Raw genomic sequence first — 15611 nt, forward strand, 5'->3', positions numbered from 1 at the left:
CGCTCCCCACCGACCCACCCGTACCCAGCCCGCTCCCCGCCCCCGCCCCGCCCAGACACCACGCCACCTTCACCGAGCAGGAGTCCCGCCGTGCCCCTACCCCGCCGCGCCCTCGTGACCGCCGCCGGCGCGCTCGCCGCCGCCCTCGCCCTGGCCGGCTGCGGCAGCACCGCCACGGGCGCCGCGGCGGACCTCGCCCCGGCCGGGGGCGGCACCGCGCCCGACGGCACCGTGGTGAACCTGTCGCCGAACCAGAACCGGGTCACCACGCCCAAGGTCGACGCGATCGCCGCGCTCGTCCCGGAGGAGATCAGGAAGAAGGGGACGCTGACCGTGGTCGACTCGATCGGCACCACCCCGCCGCTGGACTTCTACGCGAACGACGACAGGACCGTCATCGGCGTCGAGCCGGACCTCGCCTCGCTGATCGGCAACGTGCTGGGCCTCAGGGTCGAGTTCAACCCGGTCTCCTGGGAGAACATCTTCGTCGGCCTGGACAGCGGCAAGTACGACGTCGGCCTCTCCAACATCACCGTCACCGAGGAGCGCAAGGAGAAGTACGACTTCGCCACCTACCGGCTGGACGTCCTCGGCTTCGAGGCGAAGAAGGGCAGCGGCCTCAAGGTCACCGGCGCCCGGGACCTCGCCGGGAAGACGGTCGGCGTCGCCACCGGCACCAACCAGGAGAAGCTGCTGGTCTCCTGGAGCGAGGAGAACGTCAGGAACGGCCTCAAGCCGATCGACATCAAGTACTTCCAGGGCACCGAGTACTACCTGGCGCTCTCCTCCGGCCGGATCGAGGTCTACAGCGGCCCCAACCCCAGTCTGGCCTTCCACGCCGTGCAGACCGGCCAGACGGAGGTCGTCGGCACCTACTCGGGCGGCGGCGCGGACGTCATCGGCAAGATCGCGGCGACCACCCGGAAGGACAACGGGCTGGTCAGGGCGCTGAACGGGGCGATCGACGAGGTGATCCGCAACGGCAGCTACGGGCAGGTGCTCAAGCGCTGGGGCCTGGACACCGAGGCCGTGGCGGCCTCCGAGATCAACCCGCCCGGACTGCCCAGGCCGAAGCCGTAGCGCACCGGTCCGGGCTCGTTCACCCGTTCGTCCCCGCCCGCCGCTATGGTGACCCCTCCGACGGCGAACGGCGTGCGGTCGCGGTCGAGTTGGGGGAGGGCATGGAGCAGGGCGAGGTGCTCGGCGGACGCTTCCGGCTGGAGCAGAAGCTGGGCAGGGGCGGTTTCGGGGTGGTCTGGCGGGCGACCGACACGACCATCGACCGGGAGGTCGCGGTCAAGGTGCTGCTCGCCGAGCACGCCACCGACCGGGAGGCGGTCAGCCGGTTCGTCCGCGAGGCCCGGACGGCCGGGAGCCTCAACAGCCAGCACATCGTGACCGTGTACGACTACGGCTGGACCGAGACGGCCTCCGGCAAGATCCCGTACCTGGTGATGGAGCTGGTCCGCGGCCGGGTGCTGTCCGAGGTGCTCAGGACGGGGCGGCCGGACCACAAGCAGGCGCTGCGCTGGATGCGGCACGTGTGCAAGGCGCTGGACGCCGCGCACCGCTCGGGGATCGTCCACCGGGACATCAAGCCCGAGAACGTGATGATCACCGAGGGGGACGAGCGCGCCAAGGTCCTGGACTTCGGCATCGCCCGACTGGTCACCCAGACCGTCCGGCTCACCTCCACCGGCAACGTGGTCGGCACCGTCCCGTACCTGGCCCCCGAGTGCTGGTCCGGCGGCGCGGTGGACGGCCGGGCCGACCTCTACGCGCTCGGCATCATGCTGTACGAGGTCTGCGCCGGTGCCCGCCCGTTCCGCGCCGCCTCGGCCGCCGAGTACATGTACAAGCACCTGGAGGAGGTTCCGCCCCGGGTGCGCAGCAAGGACCCGGCACTGGCCGGGCTGATCGCCGAACTGCTCGCCAAGCGGCCCGAACAGCGGCCGTCCGGCGCGGCCGAGGTGCTGGAGCGGCTGCGCGGCGTCCAGCCCGGGGTGCTGCGCCCGGACGACCCCAGCCCGGAGCAGCTGCGCCGGCGGGCCGACCGCGCCTGGCAGCACGGCGAGGCCGGCTCGGCGGCGGAGGCGGTGGAGATCCTCACCGCGCTCGTCCCCGACTTCGCCCGGATCTGCGGCCCGGAGGACCCGCGCACCCTGCGCACCTGCCACGACCTGGCCCTCTGGCTGGCCCGGGACGGCAGCCCGGGTGCCGCCGTCGCACTGCTGGACGGGCTGACCCGACTGCCCGGCGCCACCCCGGAGGCCCGGGCGGACGCGCGGCGCGACCTCGCGCACTGGCAGCGGGAGGCCGCCCGGCTGGGCCCGGGCCTGCCGCGGCCGTTCACCCTGGGGGAGCTGCTCGGCGGCCCCTCCTGAGCGGCCCCGCCGGGTGCCGACCGTGCGGGCCGCCGAACCGGGCCCGCCGGGTGTCAACCGTGCGGGCCGCCGAACCGGGCCCGCGGCCGGGGCGGGAACCGGGAGGATCCCGCTCACCGGGACGGTCTGGCCCGCCGCCCCGGCGCGTTGGTATACCTCGTTGCCGGACTCGGGTCGGCGTCCGCGCCGCCCCGGTGAGCTGCGACGAAAGGCTGGTGACGGATCGATGAAGCTCCTGCGCGTCGGACCCGCGGGCGCCGAGCGCCCGGTCGTCCTGGGCGGCGACGGTACCGCGTACGACCTCTCGGGGCGGACCCGTGACCTCGACGGGGCCTTCCTGGCCGGGCTGGACCCGGCCGCGCTGGCCCGGGACGCGGCCGCCGGCCTCCTGCCGGTGGTGGACCTCGACGGCCTGCGGGTGGGCGCTCCGGTGGCCCGGCCGGGCAAGGTGGTCGGCATCGGGCTCAACTACCGCGACCACGCCGCCGAGGCCGGGGCCGCGATCCCGGCCGAGCCGGTGATCTTCCTCAAGCCGAGCTCCACCGTGGTCGGCCCGTACGACGAGGTGCTGGTGCCGCGCGGCGGCGAGAAGACCGACTACGAGGCCGAGCTGGCGGTCGTGATCGGCCGCACCGCCCGCTACCTGGACTCGCACGCCGAGGCGGCCGGGGTGATCGCCGGGTACACGATCGCCAACGACGTCACCGAGCGGGCCTTCCAGTTCGAGCGCGGCGGCCAGTGGGACAAGGGCAAGTCGGCGGAGACCTTCACCCCGCTCGGGCCCTGGCTGGTCACCGCCGACGAGGTGGCGGACCCGCAGGCGCTGACCCTGCGGCTCTGGGTCAACGGCGAGCAGCGCCAGCACGGCAGCACCGCGGAGATGGTCTTCCCGGTGCTCGAACTGGTCCGCTACGCGAGCCGGTTCATGGTGCTGGAGCCCGGCGACGTGGTCATCACCGGCACCCCGGCCGGGGTCACCCTGGGCCGCCCCGGCACGCCGTACCTCGCCCCGGGCGACGTGGTCGAGATCGAGGTCGACGGGCTGGGCCGCCAGCGCCAGGTGCTCGGCGCGGCGTGACGGCGTAGGCCGTCCCGGCCCTTGGCACGGGGGTCGGGAACGTCACGCCGGGCCGAGCACCGCCCGCAGCCGCTCCACGCGTTCCGGCCGCGGTCCCTCCAGCGCCAGCACCCCCGCCAGCACCTCGGCCGTCTGCGGGTCGTGCAGCGCCGTCGCCGCCGCCATCGCGGTGAACTGGTCCACCAGCCAGTCGCGCAGCTCCGCCACCGGCAGCGTCCGCCCCTCGTCCAGCCAGCTCAGCGACGCGCCCTCGACCACCGCGATCCACGAGCGCACCAGCAGCGTCAGCCGCGGCCCGGCCTGCCGGACGCCCAGGTGGCGCAGCGTGCGCCGCAGCGCGGCCCGCCGGACGTCGTCCACGATCGCCGAGGTGCGGGCCGTCTCCACCACCGAACCGCCGCGCAGCAGCGCCGAGTAGCCCGCGTCGTGCTCGGCCACGAAGGCGAAGTAGCCGTCCAGCACCGCCGCCAGCTGCTCGGACGGCCGCCCGCTCAGCGGCACCGCGAAGCGGCTGGTCAGCTCGTCCGCCGCGGTGCGCAGCGCGGCCTCGTACAGCTGCTGCTTGCCGCCGGCGAAGTAGCGGTACACCAGCGGGCGGGAGGCCCCGGCGGCCTCGGCGACGTCGTCCAGGCTCACCTCCTCGGGCGGCCGGGAGGCGAACAGCTCCAGGGCGACCGAGATCAGCTGCTCACGCCGCTGCTGGACCGGCAGCCGCCGGTAGCCGGTGCGGCGCGGGCGCGGTTCGGGGGCGTCGGGGGCGGGTGCCTGTCCGGCTGCGGGGGCGGGGCTGGCTTCCATGGCGGCCAAGCGTAATGGGCTGCGGACGGATCGGATCCGGTCGCGCGGAACGGATTTTTCGCAGGCGAACCCCGCTCGCAAAGGGGTTGCAAAGCAGGCCCGCCGCGAAATGATGTCGGAATGCCTGAAGAACTGATCACCGCCGACGGCGCCACCCCTCGCCGCATCGCCGACGACCACGTCCGCGAACTGGCCGAGCTCGACCCGCTGACCGCGGTCTACCTCGGCGTCAACCTCGACGACGACCGGCTGCCCGACCTCTCCCCGGCCGGGGCCGAGGCCATCGCCGACCTCGCCCGCCGCACCCTGGCCCGGCTCGACGAGGCCGAGCGGGCCGGCGCCGCCGAGGACGAGGCGGAGCGCCGCTGCGCCCGGCTGCTGCGCGAGCGGCTGACCGCCGAACTGGCCGTGCACGAGGCGGGGGAGGGCTTCCGCTCGCTGCGCAACCTGGGTTCCCCGGTGCACGACCTGCGGGAGTCCTTCACCCTGATGGGCACCGACACCGAGGCCGAGTGGCAGGTGATCGGCCGCCGCCTGGCGAGGGTGCCGGCGGCGTTCGAGCAGTACCGGCGGACGCTGGCCGAGGGCGTCGAGCGCGGCCTGCTGTCCGGCCCGCGCCAGGTGACCACGGTGCTCGGGCAGTTCGCCGAGTGGCTGGGCGAGGACGCGCCGGCCGAGGGCGACGGCGGGCGACGGGCGGGCTGGTTCGGCCAGTTCGTCCAGGACGCGCCGGAGAGCGTGCGCCCCGAGCTGGTGAAGCACGCGGAGGCGGCCTCGGAGGCGCTCGCGGAGCTGCGCGACTGGCTGCGCGACGTGTACGGCCCGGCGGCGGCCGGCGCCCCGGACACCGCGGGCCGGGAGCGCTACGCCCGCTGGGTGCGCTACTGGACCGGTGCCGACCTGGACCTGGACGAGGCCTACGCCTGGGCCTGGAGCGAGTTCCACGACCTGCTGGCGCAGATGGAGGCCGAGGCCGAGAAGGTCCGCCCGGGCGAGGGCCTGCTGGCGGCGATGCGGTGGCTGGAGACGGACGGTCCGGCGATCGAGGGCGCCGAGGAGGCCCGGGAGTACCTCCAGGGCCTGATGGACCGGGCGGTGCGGGACCTCCAGGGCACCCACTTCGACCTGGCCGAGCCGGTCACCCGGGTCGAGTCGAGGATCGCCCCGGCCGGCAGCGCCGCCGCGCCGTACTACACCGCTCCCTCGCTGGACTTCAGCCGTCCCGGGCGGACCTGGCTGCCGCTGCTCGGCCGGGAGCGCTTCCCGACCTGGGACCTGGTCTCGACCTGGTACCACGAGGGGGTCCCGGGCCACCACCTGCAGCTCGCGCAGTGGAACTACGTCGCGGACCGGCTCTCCACCTACCAGGTGAGCCTCGGCGGGGTGAGCGCCAACCTGGAGGGCTGGGCGCTGTACGCCGAGCGCCTGATGGACGAGCTCGGCTACCTCACCGACCCGGGCCACCGGCTGGGCTACCTCAACGCGCAGATGATGCGCGCGCTGCGGGTCATCGTCGACATCGGCATGCACGTGGGCCTGGACTTCCCGGCGGACTCCCCGTACCGCCCGGGCGAGCCGGTCGCCCCGGAGCACGCCCGGGAGTTCTTCGGCCTGTACTGCGGCCTGTCCGCCGACGTCCTGGACAGTGAGCTGGTCCGCTACCTGGGCCTGCCCGGCCAGGCGATCGGCTACAAGCTCGGCGAGCGCGCCTGGCTGCGCGGACGGGCGGCGGCGAAGGCGGCGCACGAGGCGCGCGGCGAGGAGTTCGACCTCAAGGCCTGGCACATGGCGGCGCTCTCGCAGGGCTCGCTGGGGCTGGACGACCTGGTCGAGGAGCTCTCGGCGCTCTGACGCCCGAAGCAGGCCCCCGGTACTCGGTCCGGAGTCCCGGGGGCCTGGTTATTTTGTCCCGAAGGTCTGATTTGGCAAGGTTTTTCCTTGCGATCCGTCCGGGTCGGGGTTTGGCTGGAAGGCGACTGCGTGACCTCTCCGCCCCCACTCCGGAAGGCTCGACCAGTGCCTGCGCAAACCGCCACGGGTCATGAGGACGCGGACCGCCGCCGCTGGTGGGCGCTGGCGGTCATCGCCACCGCCCAGCTCATGATCGTGCTCGACATCACCATCGTGAACATCGCACTGCCGTCCGCCCAGCGGGAGCTGGGCATCTCGGACGCCGACCGGCAGTGGGTGATCACCGCCTACACGCTCGCCTTCGGCGGCCTGCTGCTGCTCGGCGGCCGGCTGGGCGACCTCTTCGGCCGCAAGCGCGTGTTCACCGTCGGCCTGCTGGGCTTCGCCCTCGCCTCCGCCCTCGGCGGCGCGGCGGTCGACCCGGCCATGCTCTTCGGCGCCCGCGCCCTCCAGGGCGCGTTCGGCGCCCTGCTCGCCCCCTCCGCGCTGGGGCTGCTCTCCACCACCTTCTCCGATCCCCGGGAACGCAGTACGGCCTTCGGCATCTTCGGCGCGATCGCCGGCGGCGGCTCCGCGATCGGGTTCATCGCGGGCGGCCTGCTGACCGAGTACCTGGACTGGCGCTGGTGCCTGTTCGTCAACGTGCCGATCGCCGCCGTCACCGCCTTCGCGGCGTTCAGCGTGCTGAACCGCGACCACGTCGAGAAGAGCCGCCGGACGCGGCTGGACCTGCCCGGGGCGCTGCTCGGCTGCGGCGGCCTGCTGGCGGTCGTCTACGGCACCTCCGAGGCCGTGAACCGGGGCTGGGGCGACGCCCTGGTGGTCGGCTCGCTGCTGCTGGGCGCGGCGCTGCTCGCGGTGTTCGTCCTGGTCGAGCGGCGCACCGCGAACCCGCTGCTGCCGCTGCACATCGTCGCCGACCGCAACCGCGGCGGCGGCGCGCTCTCGGTGGGCCTGGCGATGGTCGGCATGTTCGGCCTGTTCCTGTTCCTGACCTACTACCTCCAGGCCATCAAGCACTTCTCGCCGGTCGTGTCCGGCCTGTCGTTCCTGCCCATGACGGTCGCGATCGTGCTGAGTTCGACGGGCTTCGCGGCCCGGATGATGACGAGGGTGCCGACCCGCTACCTGGTCGGCCCCGGGCTGCTGCTGGCCGCGGGCGGCATGGCCTGGCTGACCCAGATGCGGGTCGGCAGCCCCTGGGCCGGCATGGTGCTGCCCGCCGAGCTGCTGATCGGCCTGGGCATGGGCCTGGTCTTCATGCCGGCCATGAGCCTGGCCACCCTCGGGGTCGCCCCGAACGAGGCCGGCGCGGCCGCGGCCACACTCAACTCGGCCCAGCAGGTGGGAGGTTCGGTGGGCACCGCCTTGCTGAACACGGTCGCCGCGAGCGCCACCGCGAGCTTCCTGGCCACCCGGATCGCCTCCGATCCGGCGGTGCGGGCCCAGGGCGCGGTGCACGGCTACGTGGTCGCGACCTGGGTGGCGATGGGTGTCCTGCTGCTGGCCGCGCTGATCGCGGTGCTGATGATCGACCACCGGCCGGCGCCCGCCGAGGCCACCGCCGTGCCGGTCGGGGAGGCGGCGGAAGCGCCTTCCGCCGCCCGGGCCGCCCAGGTGTCCGCGGTGCGGGCGGCGGACGGGCGGCCGAGCCCGCGGGCCGTCGCCCGGGCCGATGTCAGGGCGAACGTCAGGGCCGCAGCCGAGGCTCCCGCGGAGACGGGTCGGGAGCGGCCACCGGCCGACTGAAACTTGCAGCAAGGTCTTGCAGTCAACCTCCGGCGCCTGCTTGACTCCTGGCACGTCCAGGGATCAAGGAGGCGCCATGCTGCCCGAGTTCGACCTGCTCGTCGTCGGCGGCACCGGCGTGGACACCATCGTCCGGGTCGAGCGGCTGGAGATCCCGCCCGGCGACTCGCGCTTCGTCGAACCGGTGCGGGACTACGTCGGCCACACCGGCAACGGCGTCGCCCTCGGCGCGCACCACCTCGGCCTGCGCACCGCGTTCATCGACTTCCTCGGCGACGACGCCCAGGGGGACCTGGTCCGCGCCCACTACGCGCGCCACGGCCTGCACTTCGCGCACCTGGTGAGCCCGCACGGCACCCCGCGCGGGGTCAACCTGGTGGACGCGGCCGGCCGCCGGTTCTCCTTCTTCGACGGCCGCCACCCCGCCGGCCTGCGGCTGCCCCGCGACTTCTACCTGCCGTACGCCGAGCGCAGCCGGCACGTCCACCTGTCCATCACCGGCGTCAACCGGGACATGTACGGCGACCTGCACCGCCTCGGCCGCACCACCTCCACCGACCTGCACGACTGGGACGGCGCCGACCCGCACCACCGCGACTACGCGCTCGGCTCCGACCTGGTCTTCCTCTCGGTGGCCAGCTGCCGGGGCCGGCACGAGGAGGTGATGCGCGCGGTCCTCGCCGAGGGGCGCGCGCGGGTGGTCGTCGCAACCGCCGGGGCCGAGGGCTGCCACCTGCTCACCCGCGACGACCCGGCGCCCCGCCACCTGCCCGCCGTGGACCCGGGCCGCCCGGTGGTGGACACCAACGGCGCCGGGGACGCCTTCGTGACCGGTTTCCTGTACGCCTGGTTCCGGGGCCGCGCGCCGCTGGACTGCGCCCGGGCCGGTACGGTGGCCGGTGCTTTCGCCTGCACCGCCGCCGGGACGCACACCGCCTTCGCGGGAGCCGGCGAACTGGACGCGGTGCTCGCCGGATCCTGACACCGGAGGGCGCGAGCGGACGACGGGTTTCTCATCGAGCTCCCAGGAGCCCGTCACATCGCTACCAGGCTGAGGCGACATAGTCGTCGACCGAACGCCACCCGATCGCCCCGGCAGGAGAAACAGGCATGGGCAAGCACCGCCGCCAGAGGTCGCGCCGCCGCGGACTCCTGGTCCCGTCCCTGTTCACCGCGCTGTCCGCGGTGGCGGTCGCCGCGGTGCTGACCGGCACGCACGGGCTGGACCTGTCCGACACGACGGCCGCCGGGAAGGCGGCCCGCGGCACCCGTACCGTCGCCGCGCCCGCCCCGGCCACCGGCCCGGCGGACGCGGTCGCGCCCGCACCGGTCGCGGCCCCCACGCCCGCCGGGACCCCGACCGCCGGGACCCCGACCGCCGCCCCGGCGACGCCCGCCCCGGCCGCCACGGCGGCCGCGCCCGCCACCCACGTCGCCCTCGGCACCACCGACGTGGCCCCGGCCGGCGACCGCGAGGCCGGGACGGTCGGCGCGCTGTTCAACGGCGCGGTCGGGGCGGGCGGCCACTTCTGCACCGCCAGCGTGCTGCACAGCCCCACCGGCAACCTGCTGCTGACCGCCGCGCACTGCCTCAGCGGCACCGACGGCGTCACCTTCGTCCCCGGCTACCGCGACGGCTCCGCGCCGTACGGCACCTGGCAGGTGACCGCCGTGCACACCACCGCCGGCTGGTCCCAGAAGGGCGACGTGGACGAGGACTTCGCGATCCTGGAGACCGCCCCGAGCGGCGGCCGCAACGTCGAGGACGTGGTCGGCGGCAACCGGCTGGGCACCGACGAGCCGTTCGACGCGACCGTCCGGCTCTACGGCTACCCCGCCGACTCCGAGGCGCCCGTCCTGTGCACCAACACCACCGGGCAGCAGAGCGCCTACCAGCGGGTGGTCCACTGCCCGGCCTACCCGGGCGGCACCAGCGGCGGACCCTGGATCAACACCGCCACCGGCGACGTGATCGGCGCGATCGGCGGCTACCAGCAGGGCGGCGACACCGACGACATCTCGTACAGCGCCTACTTCGACCACACCATCGCCGAGCTCTGCGCCCAGGTCGGGGCGGCCGCCTCCTGAGCCCCCGGGCCTCCGCCCCGGGAGCGGGGCGGGCCCTCCGGCCGGCCGGGGCCGAACGGGCCCGCCCGGCCCCGGAACATGACGAAGGCCCAGATCCGTGGATCAACTCCACTGATCTGGGCCTCAGTCGCACTTCCTGCGAAGTGCCCCCGGTAGGATTCGAACCTACGCACCCGCCTCCGGAGGGCGGTGCTCTATCCCCTGAGCTACGGGGGCCTACTGGCCTGTCGGGCGCTCGCGCTTCCGACATGAAGAACAGTAGCAGGTGTGACCACCGGTCCGTGCACGGGTTTCCCGGAAGATCGTCCGGGCGGTGGCGGCGGCCGGGGAGCGGACGGGGCGGAAGTGCCCAAAGGCCGGACGGGGCGGCGGGGCCGCCGATACCCTCGGTGAGGTGTCGGGAGTGTCCGGGCGGGTCCTCGTGGTGGACGACAGCGAGGTGATCCGCCAGCTGATCAGGGTCAACCTGGAGCTCGAAGGCTTCGAGGTGGTGACCGCCGCCGACGGCGCCGAGTGCCTGGAGGTCATCCGCCGGGTGCAGCCCGACGTGGTGACGCTGGACGTGGTGATGCCGCGGCTGGACGGCCTGCGGACGGCGGCCCGGCTGCGGGCGACCCCGGACACCAGCCGGCTGCCGATCGCGATCGTGAGCGCCTGCACCCCGGCGGACCTCGACCTGGGGGAGACGGTCGGGGTGGACGGCTACCTCGGCAAGCCCTTCGACCCGGCCGACCTGGTGGCCCTGGTGCGGCGCCTGATGCGGCTCACCGGACAGGCCGACGGGCGGACCGGGGAGCGGGCCGGGGAGCGGACCGCCGGATCGCCCGATGCAGTTCGCCCAGAGCGAACAGAGCGCACCGATCGCGGCTGAGACCCCCGGAACCACGGCGCCCGGGCGTCTCAACGGGCAAACCGAGTGGCGGGCGGGTACCCCGTCTCGCCTACGCTTGGCGTCGTGACCCCCGCAGACCTTTCCCAGGCAATCCAGGCCGCAGTGAGCTCCGCCGTCGAGGCGGGCGAGCTGGCCGTCGCCGTGCCCGAGCACGTGACGGTCGACCGGCCCAAGAACAGGGACCACGGCGACTACGCGACCAACGTGGCCCTCCAGCTCGCCAAGGCGGCCGGCAAGCCGCCGCGAGCCGTTGCCGAACTGCTGGTCGAGCGCCTGCGAGGGATCACCGGCGTCGCCAAGGTCGACATCGCCGGTCCGGGCTTCCTGAACATCACCCTGGACACCGCCACCGCCGGCGCGCTGGCGCGCACCGTCGTCGAGGCGGGCGAGGCCTACGGCCGCAACGAGGCCCTCAAGGGCCTGAAGATCAACCTGGAGTTCGTCTCCGCCAACCCGACCGGCCCGATCCACATCGGCGGCGTCCGCTGGGCGGCCGTCGGCGACTCGCTGGCGCGCGTGCTGCGGGCCTCCGGCGCCGACGTCACCACCGAGTACTACCTCAACGACGCCGGTGTGCAGATCACCAAGTTCGCCGCCTCCCTGCAGGCCGCCGCGAACGGCCGCGAGGTGCCCGAGGGCGGCTACGTCGGCGAGTACATCGTCGACATCGCCAAGACCCTCACCGACGCCGTCCCCGGCGTGCTCGACCTGCCCGAGGCCGAGCAGCTGGAGGTCTTCCGCACCGAGGGCCTCAAGCTCATGGTCGCCGAGATCCAGCGCTCGATGGAGGAGTTCGGCACCCACTTCGACGTGTGGTTCTCGGAGAAGACGCTGCACGACTCCGGCGCGGTCGAGACGGCCATCGACCGGCTGCGCGAGCAGGGCCACGTCTTCGAGCAGGACGGCGCGGTCTTCCTGCGCACCACCGACTTCGGCGACGACAAGGACCGCGTCCTGATCAAGGCCGACGGCGACAAGACCTACTTCGCCGCCGACGCCGCGTACTACCTGTCCAAGCGGGACCGCGGCGCCGAGGTCGCGCTCTACATGCTGGGCGCCGACCACCACGGCTACGTCAACCGCCTCAAGGCCATCTCGGCCTGCGCGGGCGACGACATGGACCGCAACATCGAGGTGAAGATCGGCCAGTTCGTGAAGATGCTTCGCGACGGCGAAGAGGTCCGCATGTCCAAGCGGGCCGGCAACATCATCACGATCGACGACGTGGTCGAGTGGATCGGCGTCGACGCCGCCCGCTACACCCTGGCGCGCTCCTCCACGGACTCGACGATCACGCTGGACATCAACCTGCTGACCAGCCAGACGACCGAGAACCCGGTCTTCTACGTCCAGTACGCCCACACCCGGATGTGCGGCGTCGCGCGCAAGGCCGCCGAGCTGGGCGTGGACAAGGGCACGGCCGAGCAGTTCAAACCCGAGCTGCTCGCCACCGAGTGGGAGTCCGACGTGCTCGGCCACCTCGCGGAGTTCCCGCGGGTGCTGGCCACGGCCGGCGAGCTGCGCGAGCCGCACCGGGTCGCGCGCTACCTGGAGGACCTCGCGGGCAAGTACCACCGCCTGTACGAGAACTGCATGTTCCTGCCCAAGGGCGACGAGGAGCTCAACGACACGCACCGCGCCCGCCTCTGGCTGGTCGAGGCGACGCGCACCGTGCTCGCCAACGGCCTCACGCTCCTGGGCGTGACGGCGCCCGAGCGGATGTAGGCACCACCCCCAAGCGCACAGCGGGGGCGGCTGACGGTCAACGGGGACCGTCGCCGCCCCTCGCCATAGGTCTCGAAGGAACCCAGCACATGAGCGAGCTCAGCGAGCGAACCACCAGGGCGGTGCCCGGCGAAGGCCCCGTCGAGCGAAGCGAGGCGGGAGCATGAGCCGTTCCGCGCACCCCGCAGGCCCCCGCCACGGCGACGTCCTGCCCGAGGGCCACTACCAGGCCCCGCCCGCCGACCTGAACGCGCTCGACCCCAAGGTCTGGGCGCGCACCGTCGCCCGGAACGGCGAGGGCGTGGCCACCGTCGGCGGCGTCGACGTCAAGCGGCTGGCCGCCGAGTTCGGCACCCCCGCGTACGTGCTGGACGAGGAGGACTTCCGCTCCCGGGCACGCGCCTGGCGGGACGCCTTCGGCGCCGAGGCGGACGTCTACTACGCCGGCAAGGCCTTCCTCTCCAAGGCCGTGGTGCGCTGGCTGCACGAGGAGGGCCTCAACCTCGACGTGTGCAGCCCGGGCGAGCTGGCCGTCGCGCTGGCCGCCGGGATGCCGCCGCAGCGGATCGCGCTGCACGGCAACAACAAGTCCGCGGACGAGCTGGAACACGCGGTGAAGACCGGGGTCGGGCACGTCGTGGTCGACTCCTACGAGGAGATCGAGCGCCTGGCCGCGATCGCCGCCCGCCAGGGCGTGCGCCAGCGGGTGCTGATCCGGATCACCGTCGGCGTCGAGGCGCACACCCACGAGTTCATCGCCACCGCGCACGAGGACCAGAAGTTCGGTCTGTCCCTCACCGGGGGAGCGGCGGCCGAGGCGGTGCGCCGGGTGCTCGGCCACGACAGCCTGGAGCTGCGCGGCATCCACTCGCACATCGGCTCGCAGATCTTCGACATGGCCGGCTTCGAGGTGGCCGCCCGCCGGGTGGTCGGGCTGCTGGCCGGGATCCGCGACGAGCACGGCGTCGAGCTGCCCGAGATCGACCTCGGCGGCGGCCTCGGCATCGCGTACACCAGCGAGGACGACCCGCGCGAGCCGGCCGAGATCGCGGCCGCGCTGGCCGACATCGTCCGCCGCGAGTGCGCCGCCGCGCACCTGGACGCCCCCCGGCTGAGCGTGGAGCCGGGCCGGGCGATCGTCGGCCCGACGGCGTTCACGCTGTACGAGGTCGGCACCGTCAAGCCGCTGGAGGGCCTGCGCACCTACGTCAGCGTGGACGGCGGGATGTCCGACAACATCCGCACCGCGCTGTACGACGCCGAGTACTCGGTGGCCCTGGTGTCGCGCACCAGCGACGCGGAGCCGATGCTGGTGCGGGTGGTCGGGAAGCACTGCGAGTCCGGCGACATCGTCGTCCGGGACGCCTTCCTGCCGGCCGACCTCGTCCCGGGCGACCTCATCGCGGTGCCCGCCACCGGCGCCTACTGCCGCTCGATGGCGAGCAATTACAACCACGCCCTCAAGCCCCCCGTGCTCGCCGTCAAGGACGGTGCGGCCCGGGTGATCGTCCGGCGGGAGACGGAGGAGGATCTCCTGCGTCTGGATATCGGATGACGAAATTCTCGTCTCAGATCATGGAACGACCGTAGATCCGTACGGAAAGTCCCGGAGACTGGTACGGACCGAAGTTCCCGGCGGCCAAGGAAAACCCGCCGGGAATTACCGAAGCAGAAGAATGCAGAGCGGAGTCGGATGATGCGTACGCGCCCGCTGAAGGTGGCGTTGCTGGGTTGTGGTGTGGTGGGCTCCGAGGTGGCGCGCATCATGACGACGACGGCCGACGACCTCGCCGCTCGCATCGGCGCTCCGGTCGAACTGGCCGGGATCGCGGTCCGCCGGGCCGGGCGGACCCGCCCGGGCGTCCCGGAGCACCTGATCACCACCGACGCCGAGGCCCTGGTCAACCGGGGCGACATCGACGTGGTGGTCGAGGTGGTGGGCGGCATCGAGCCGTCCAAATCGCTGATCCTGTCCGCGTTCGCGCGGGGCGCCTCGGTGGTCAGCGCCAACAAGGCGCTGCTCGCCAAGGACGGCACCGAGCTGCACGCCGCGGCCGCCGGGGCCGGGGTCGACCTGTACTACGAGGCCGCCGTGGCGGGCGCGATCCCGCTGCTGCGCCCGCTGCGCGAGTCCCTCGCCGGCGACAAGGTCAACCGGGTGCTGGGGATCGTCAACGGCACCACCAACTTCATCCTCGACAAGATGGACACCACCGGCGCCGGCTACTCGGAGGCGCTGGAGGAGGCCACCGCGCTGGGCTACGCCGAGGCCGACCCGACGGCCGACGTCGAGGGCTTCGACGCCGCCGCCAAGGCCGCGATCCTGGCCGGCATCGCCTTCCACACCAAGGTCACCGCGGCGGACGTCTACCGCGAGGGCATCACCGAGGTGACGGCGGCCGACATCGCCTCCGCCAAGGAGATGGGCTGCGTGGTCAAGCTGCTCGCGATCTGCGAGCGGGCCGCGGACGGCGAGTCCGTCACCGCGCGCGTCCACCCGGCGATGATCCCGCTGTCGCACCCGCTGGCCTCCGTCCGCGAGGCGTACAACGCGGTGTTCGTCGAGGCCGAGGCGGCCGGCCGGCTGATGTTCTACGGCCCCGGCGCGGGCGGCTCGCCGACCGCCTCCGCGGTGCTCGGCGACCTGGTCGCGGTCTGCCGCAACAAGGTGGCCGGCACCACCGGCCCCGGCGAATCGGTGTACACCCGGCTGCCGGCCAAGCCGATGGACGAGGTGGTCACCCGCTACCACGTCAGCCTGGACGTGGACGACCGCGCGGGCGTGCTCGCCCAGGTGGCGTCCGTCTTCGCCGAGCACGGCGTCTCCATCGACACCGTGCGCCAGCAGGGCCGCGACGGCGACGCCTCGCTCGTCGTGGTCACCCACCGTGCCACCGACGCCGCGCTGTCGGCGACGGTCGACAAGCTCCGCGCGCTGGACAGCGTGCGGGACGTGGCCAGCATCATGCGGGTCGAAGGGGAATAA

General features: G+C 73.5%; 12 protein-coding genes and 1 tRNA gene. 11 read left to right on the top strand and 2 right to left on the bottom strand.

Annotated elements, in window-relative coordinates:
* The first annotated feature begins 90 nt into the window (after positions 1 to 90).
* The 3 genes from ACWD4P_RS04475 to ACWD4P_RS04485 all read left to right on the top strand — a co-directional run bounded on the left by ACWD4P_RS04475 (position 91) and on the right by ACWD4P_RS04485 (position 3462).
* The gene (locus ACWD4P_RS04475; RefSeq protein WP_449778536.1) at positions 91 to 1080 is read left to right on the top strand and encodes an ABC transporter substrate-binding protein; all 990 of its coding nucleotides are present in this window, start codon (positions 91 to 93) and stop codon (positions 1078 to 1080) included.
* A gap of 101 nt (positions 1081 to 1181) precedes the next feature.
* Positions 1182 to 2384 (top strand): serine/threonine-protein kinase, encoded by a 1203-nt coding sequence (locus ACWD4P_RS04480; RefSeq protein WP_449778537.1) that lies wholly within the window; start codon positions 1182 to 1184, stop codon positions 2382 to 2384.
* A 226-nt stretch (positions 2385 to 2610) separates the two neighbouring features.
* Entirely contained in the window at positions 2611 to 3462 is an 852-nt protein-coding gene (locus tag ACWD4P_RS04485) for a fumarylacetoacetate hydrolase family protein (protein WP_359827505.1), read from the top strand.
* A gap of 42 nt (positions 3463 to 3504) precedes the next feature.
* Here the strand turns inward: ACWD4P_RS04485 and ACWD4P_RS04490 are convergent, their stop codons facing one another.
* The gene (locus ACWD4P_RS04490) at positions 3505 to 4260 is read right to left on the bottom strand and encodes a TetR/AcrR family transcriptional regulator (RefSeq protein ID WP_449778538.1); all 756 of its coding nucleotides are present in this window, start codon (positions 4258 to 4260) and stop codon (positions 3505 to 3507) included.
* A 120-nt stretch (positions 4261 to 4380) separates the two neighbouring features.
* Here ACWD4P_RS04490 and ACWD4P_RS04495 point away from each other — a divergent pair, with 120 nt between their 5' ends.
* From ACWD4P_RS04495 to ACWD4P_RS04510, 4 genes are all read left to right on the top strand, one after another.
* Positions 4381 to 6111, top strand: a complete 1731-nt coding sequence (locus ACWD4P_RS04495; protein ID WP_449778539.1) for a DUF885 domain-containing protein — start codon at positions 4381 to 4383, stop codon at positions 6109 to 6111.
* 165 nt (positions 6112 to 6276) lie between these two features.
* Entirely contained in the window at positions 6277 to 7920 is a 1644-nt protein-coding gene (locus tag ACWD4P_RS04500; protein ID WP_449778540.1) for an MFS transporter, read from the top strand.
* Between the two features lie 76 nt (positions 7921 to 7996).
* The gene (locus ACWD4P_RS04505) at positions 7997 to 8902 is read left to right on the top strand and encodes a carbohydrate kinase family protein (RefSeq protein WP_449778541.1); all 906 of its coding nucleotides are present in this window, start codon (positions 7997 to 7999) and stop codon (positions 8900 to 8902) included.
* Between the two features lie 128 nt (positions 8903 to 9030).
* Positions 9031 to 10008, top strand: a complete 978-nt coding sequence (locus ACWD4P_RS04510; protein ID WP_449778542.1) for a trypsin-like serine peptidase — start codon at positions 9031 to 9033, stop codon at positions 10006 to 10008.
* 144 nt (positions 10009 to 10152) lie between these two features.
* On the opposite strand, the gene ACWD4P_RS04515 is transcribed toward ACWD4P_RS04510, so the two are convergent.
* Positions 10153 to 10224: transfer RNA gene (locus ACWD4P_RS04515), tRNA-Arg, on the bottom strand.
* A 187-nt stretch (positions 10225 to 10411) separates the two neighbouring features.
* Between ACWD4P_RS04515 and ACWD4P_RS04520 the strand changes: the two genes are divergently transcribed.
* The 4 genes from ACWD4P_RS04520 to ACWD4P_RS04535 all read left to right on the top strand — a co-directional run bounded on the left by ACWD4P_RS04520 (position 10412) and on the right by ACWD4P_RS04535 (position 15611).
* Positions 10412 to 10879, top strand: a complete 468-nt coding sequence (locus ACWD4P_RS04520; protein ID WP_449778590.1) for a response regulator — start codon at positions 10412 to 10414, stop codon at positions 10877 to 10879.
* Between the two features lie 84 nt (positions 10880 to 10963).
* Positions 10964 to 12625: an arginine--tRNA ligase gene (argS, locus tag ACWD4P_RS04525; RefSeq protein WP_359829560.1), complete on the top strand. Its 1662-nt coding sequence runs from the start codon at positions 10964 to 10966 to the stop codon at positions 12623 to 12625.
* Positions 12626 to 12788: 163 nt separating this feature from the next.
* The gene (lysA, locus tag ACWD4P_RS04530; protein WP_359829559.1) at positions 12789 to 14180 is read left to right on the top strand and encodes a diaminopimelate decarboxylase; all 1392 of its coding nucleotides are present in this window, start codon (positions 12789 to 12791) and stop codon (positions 14178 to 14180) included.
* Between the two features lie 138 nt (positions 14181 to 14318).
* A complete protein-coding gene (locus ACWD4P_RS04535) occupies positions 14319 to 15611 on the top strand; it encodes a homoserine dehydrogenase (RefSeq protein WP_449778543.1) in 1293 nt (430 codons plus the stop codon).

The sequence above is a fragment of the Kitasatospora sp. NPDC002543 genome (assembly GCF_053594915.1).

Coding starts and splice junctions, on each gene's coding strand:
- ACWD4P_RS04505 (WP_449778541.1), top strand. CDS start 7,997: ATGCTGCCCGAGTTCGACCTGCTCGTCGTCGGCGGCACCGGCGTGGAC.
- ACWD4P_RS04535 (WP_449778543.1), top strand. CDS start 14,319: ATGATGCGTACGCGCCCGCTGAAGGTGGCGTTGCTGGGTTGTGGTGTG.
- ACWD4P_RS04495 (WP_449778539.1), top strand. CDS start 4,381: ATGCCTGAAGAACTGATCACCGCCGACGGCGCCACCCCTCGCCGCATC.
- ACWD4P_RS04510 (WP_449778542.1), top strand. CDS start 9,031: ATGGGCAAGCACCGCCGCCAGAGGTCGCGCCGCCGCGGACTCCTGGTC.
- lysA (WP_359829559.1), top strand. CDS start 12,789: ATGAGCCGTTCCGCGCACCCCGCAGGCCCCCGCCACGGCGACGTCCTG.
- ACWD4P_RS04480 (WP_449778537.1), top strand. CDS start 1,182: ATGGAGCAGGGCGAGGTGCTCGGCGGACGCTTCCGGCTGGAGCAGAAG.
- ACWD4P_RS04490 (WP_449778538.1), bottom strand. CDS start 4,260: ATGGAAGCCAGCCCCGCCCCCGCAGCCGGACAGGCACCCGCCCCCGAC.
- ACWD4P_RS04485 (WP_359827505.1), top strand. CDS start 2,611: ATGAAGCTCCTGCGCGTCGGACCCGCGGGCGCCGAGCGCCCGGTCGTC.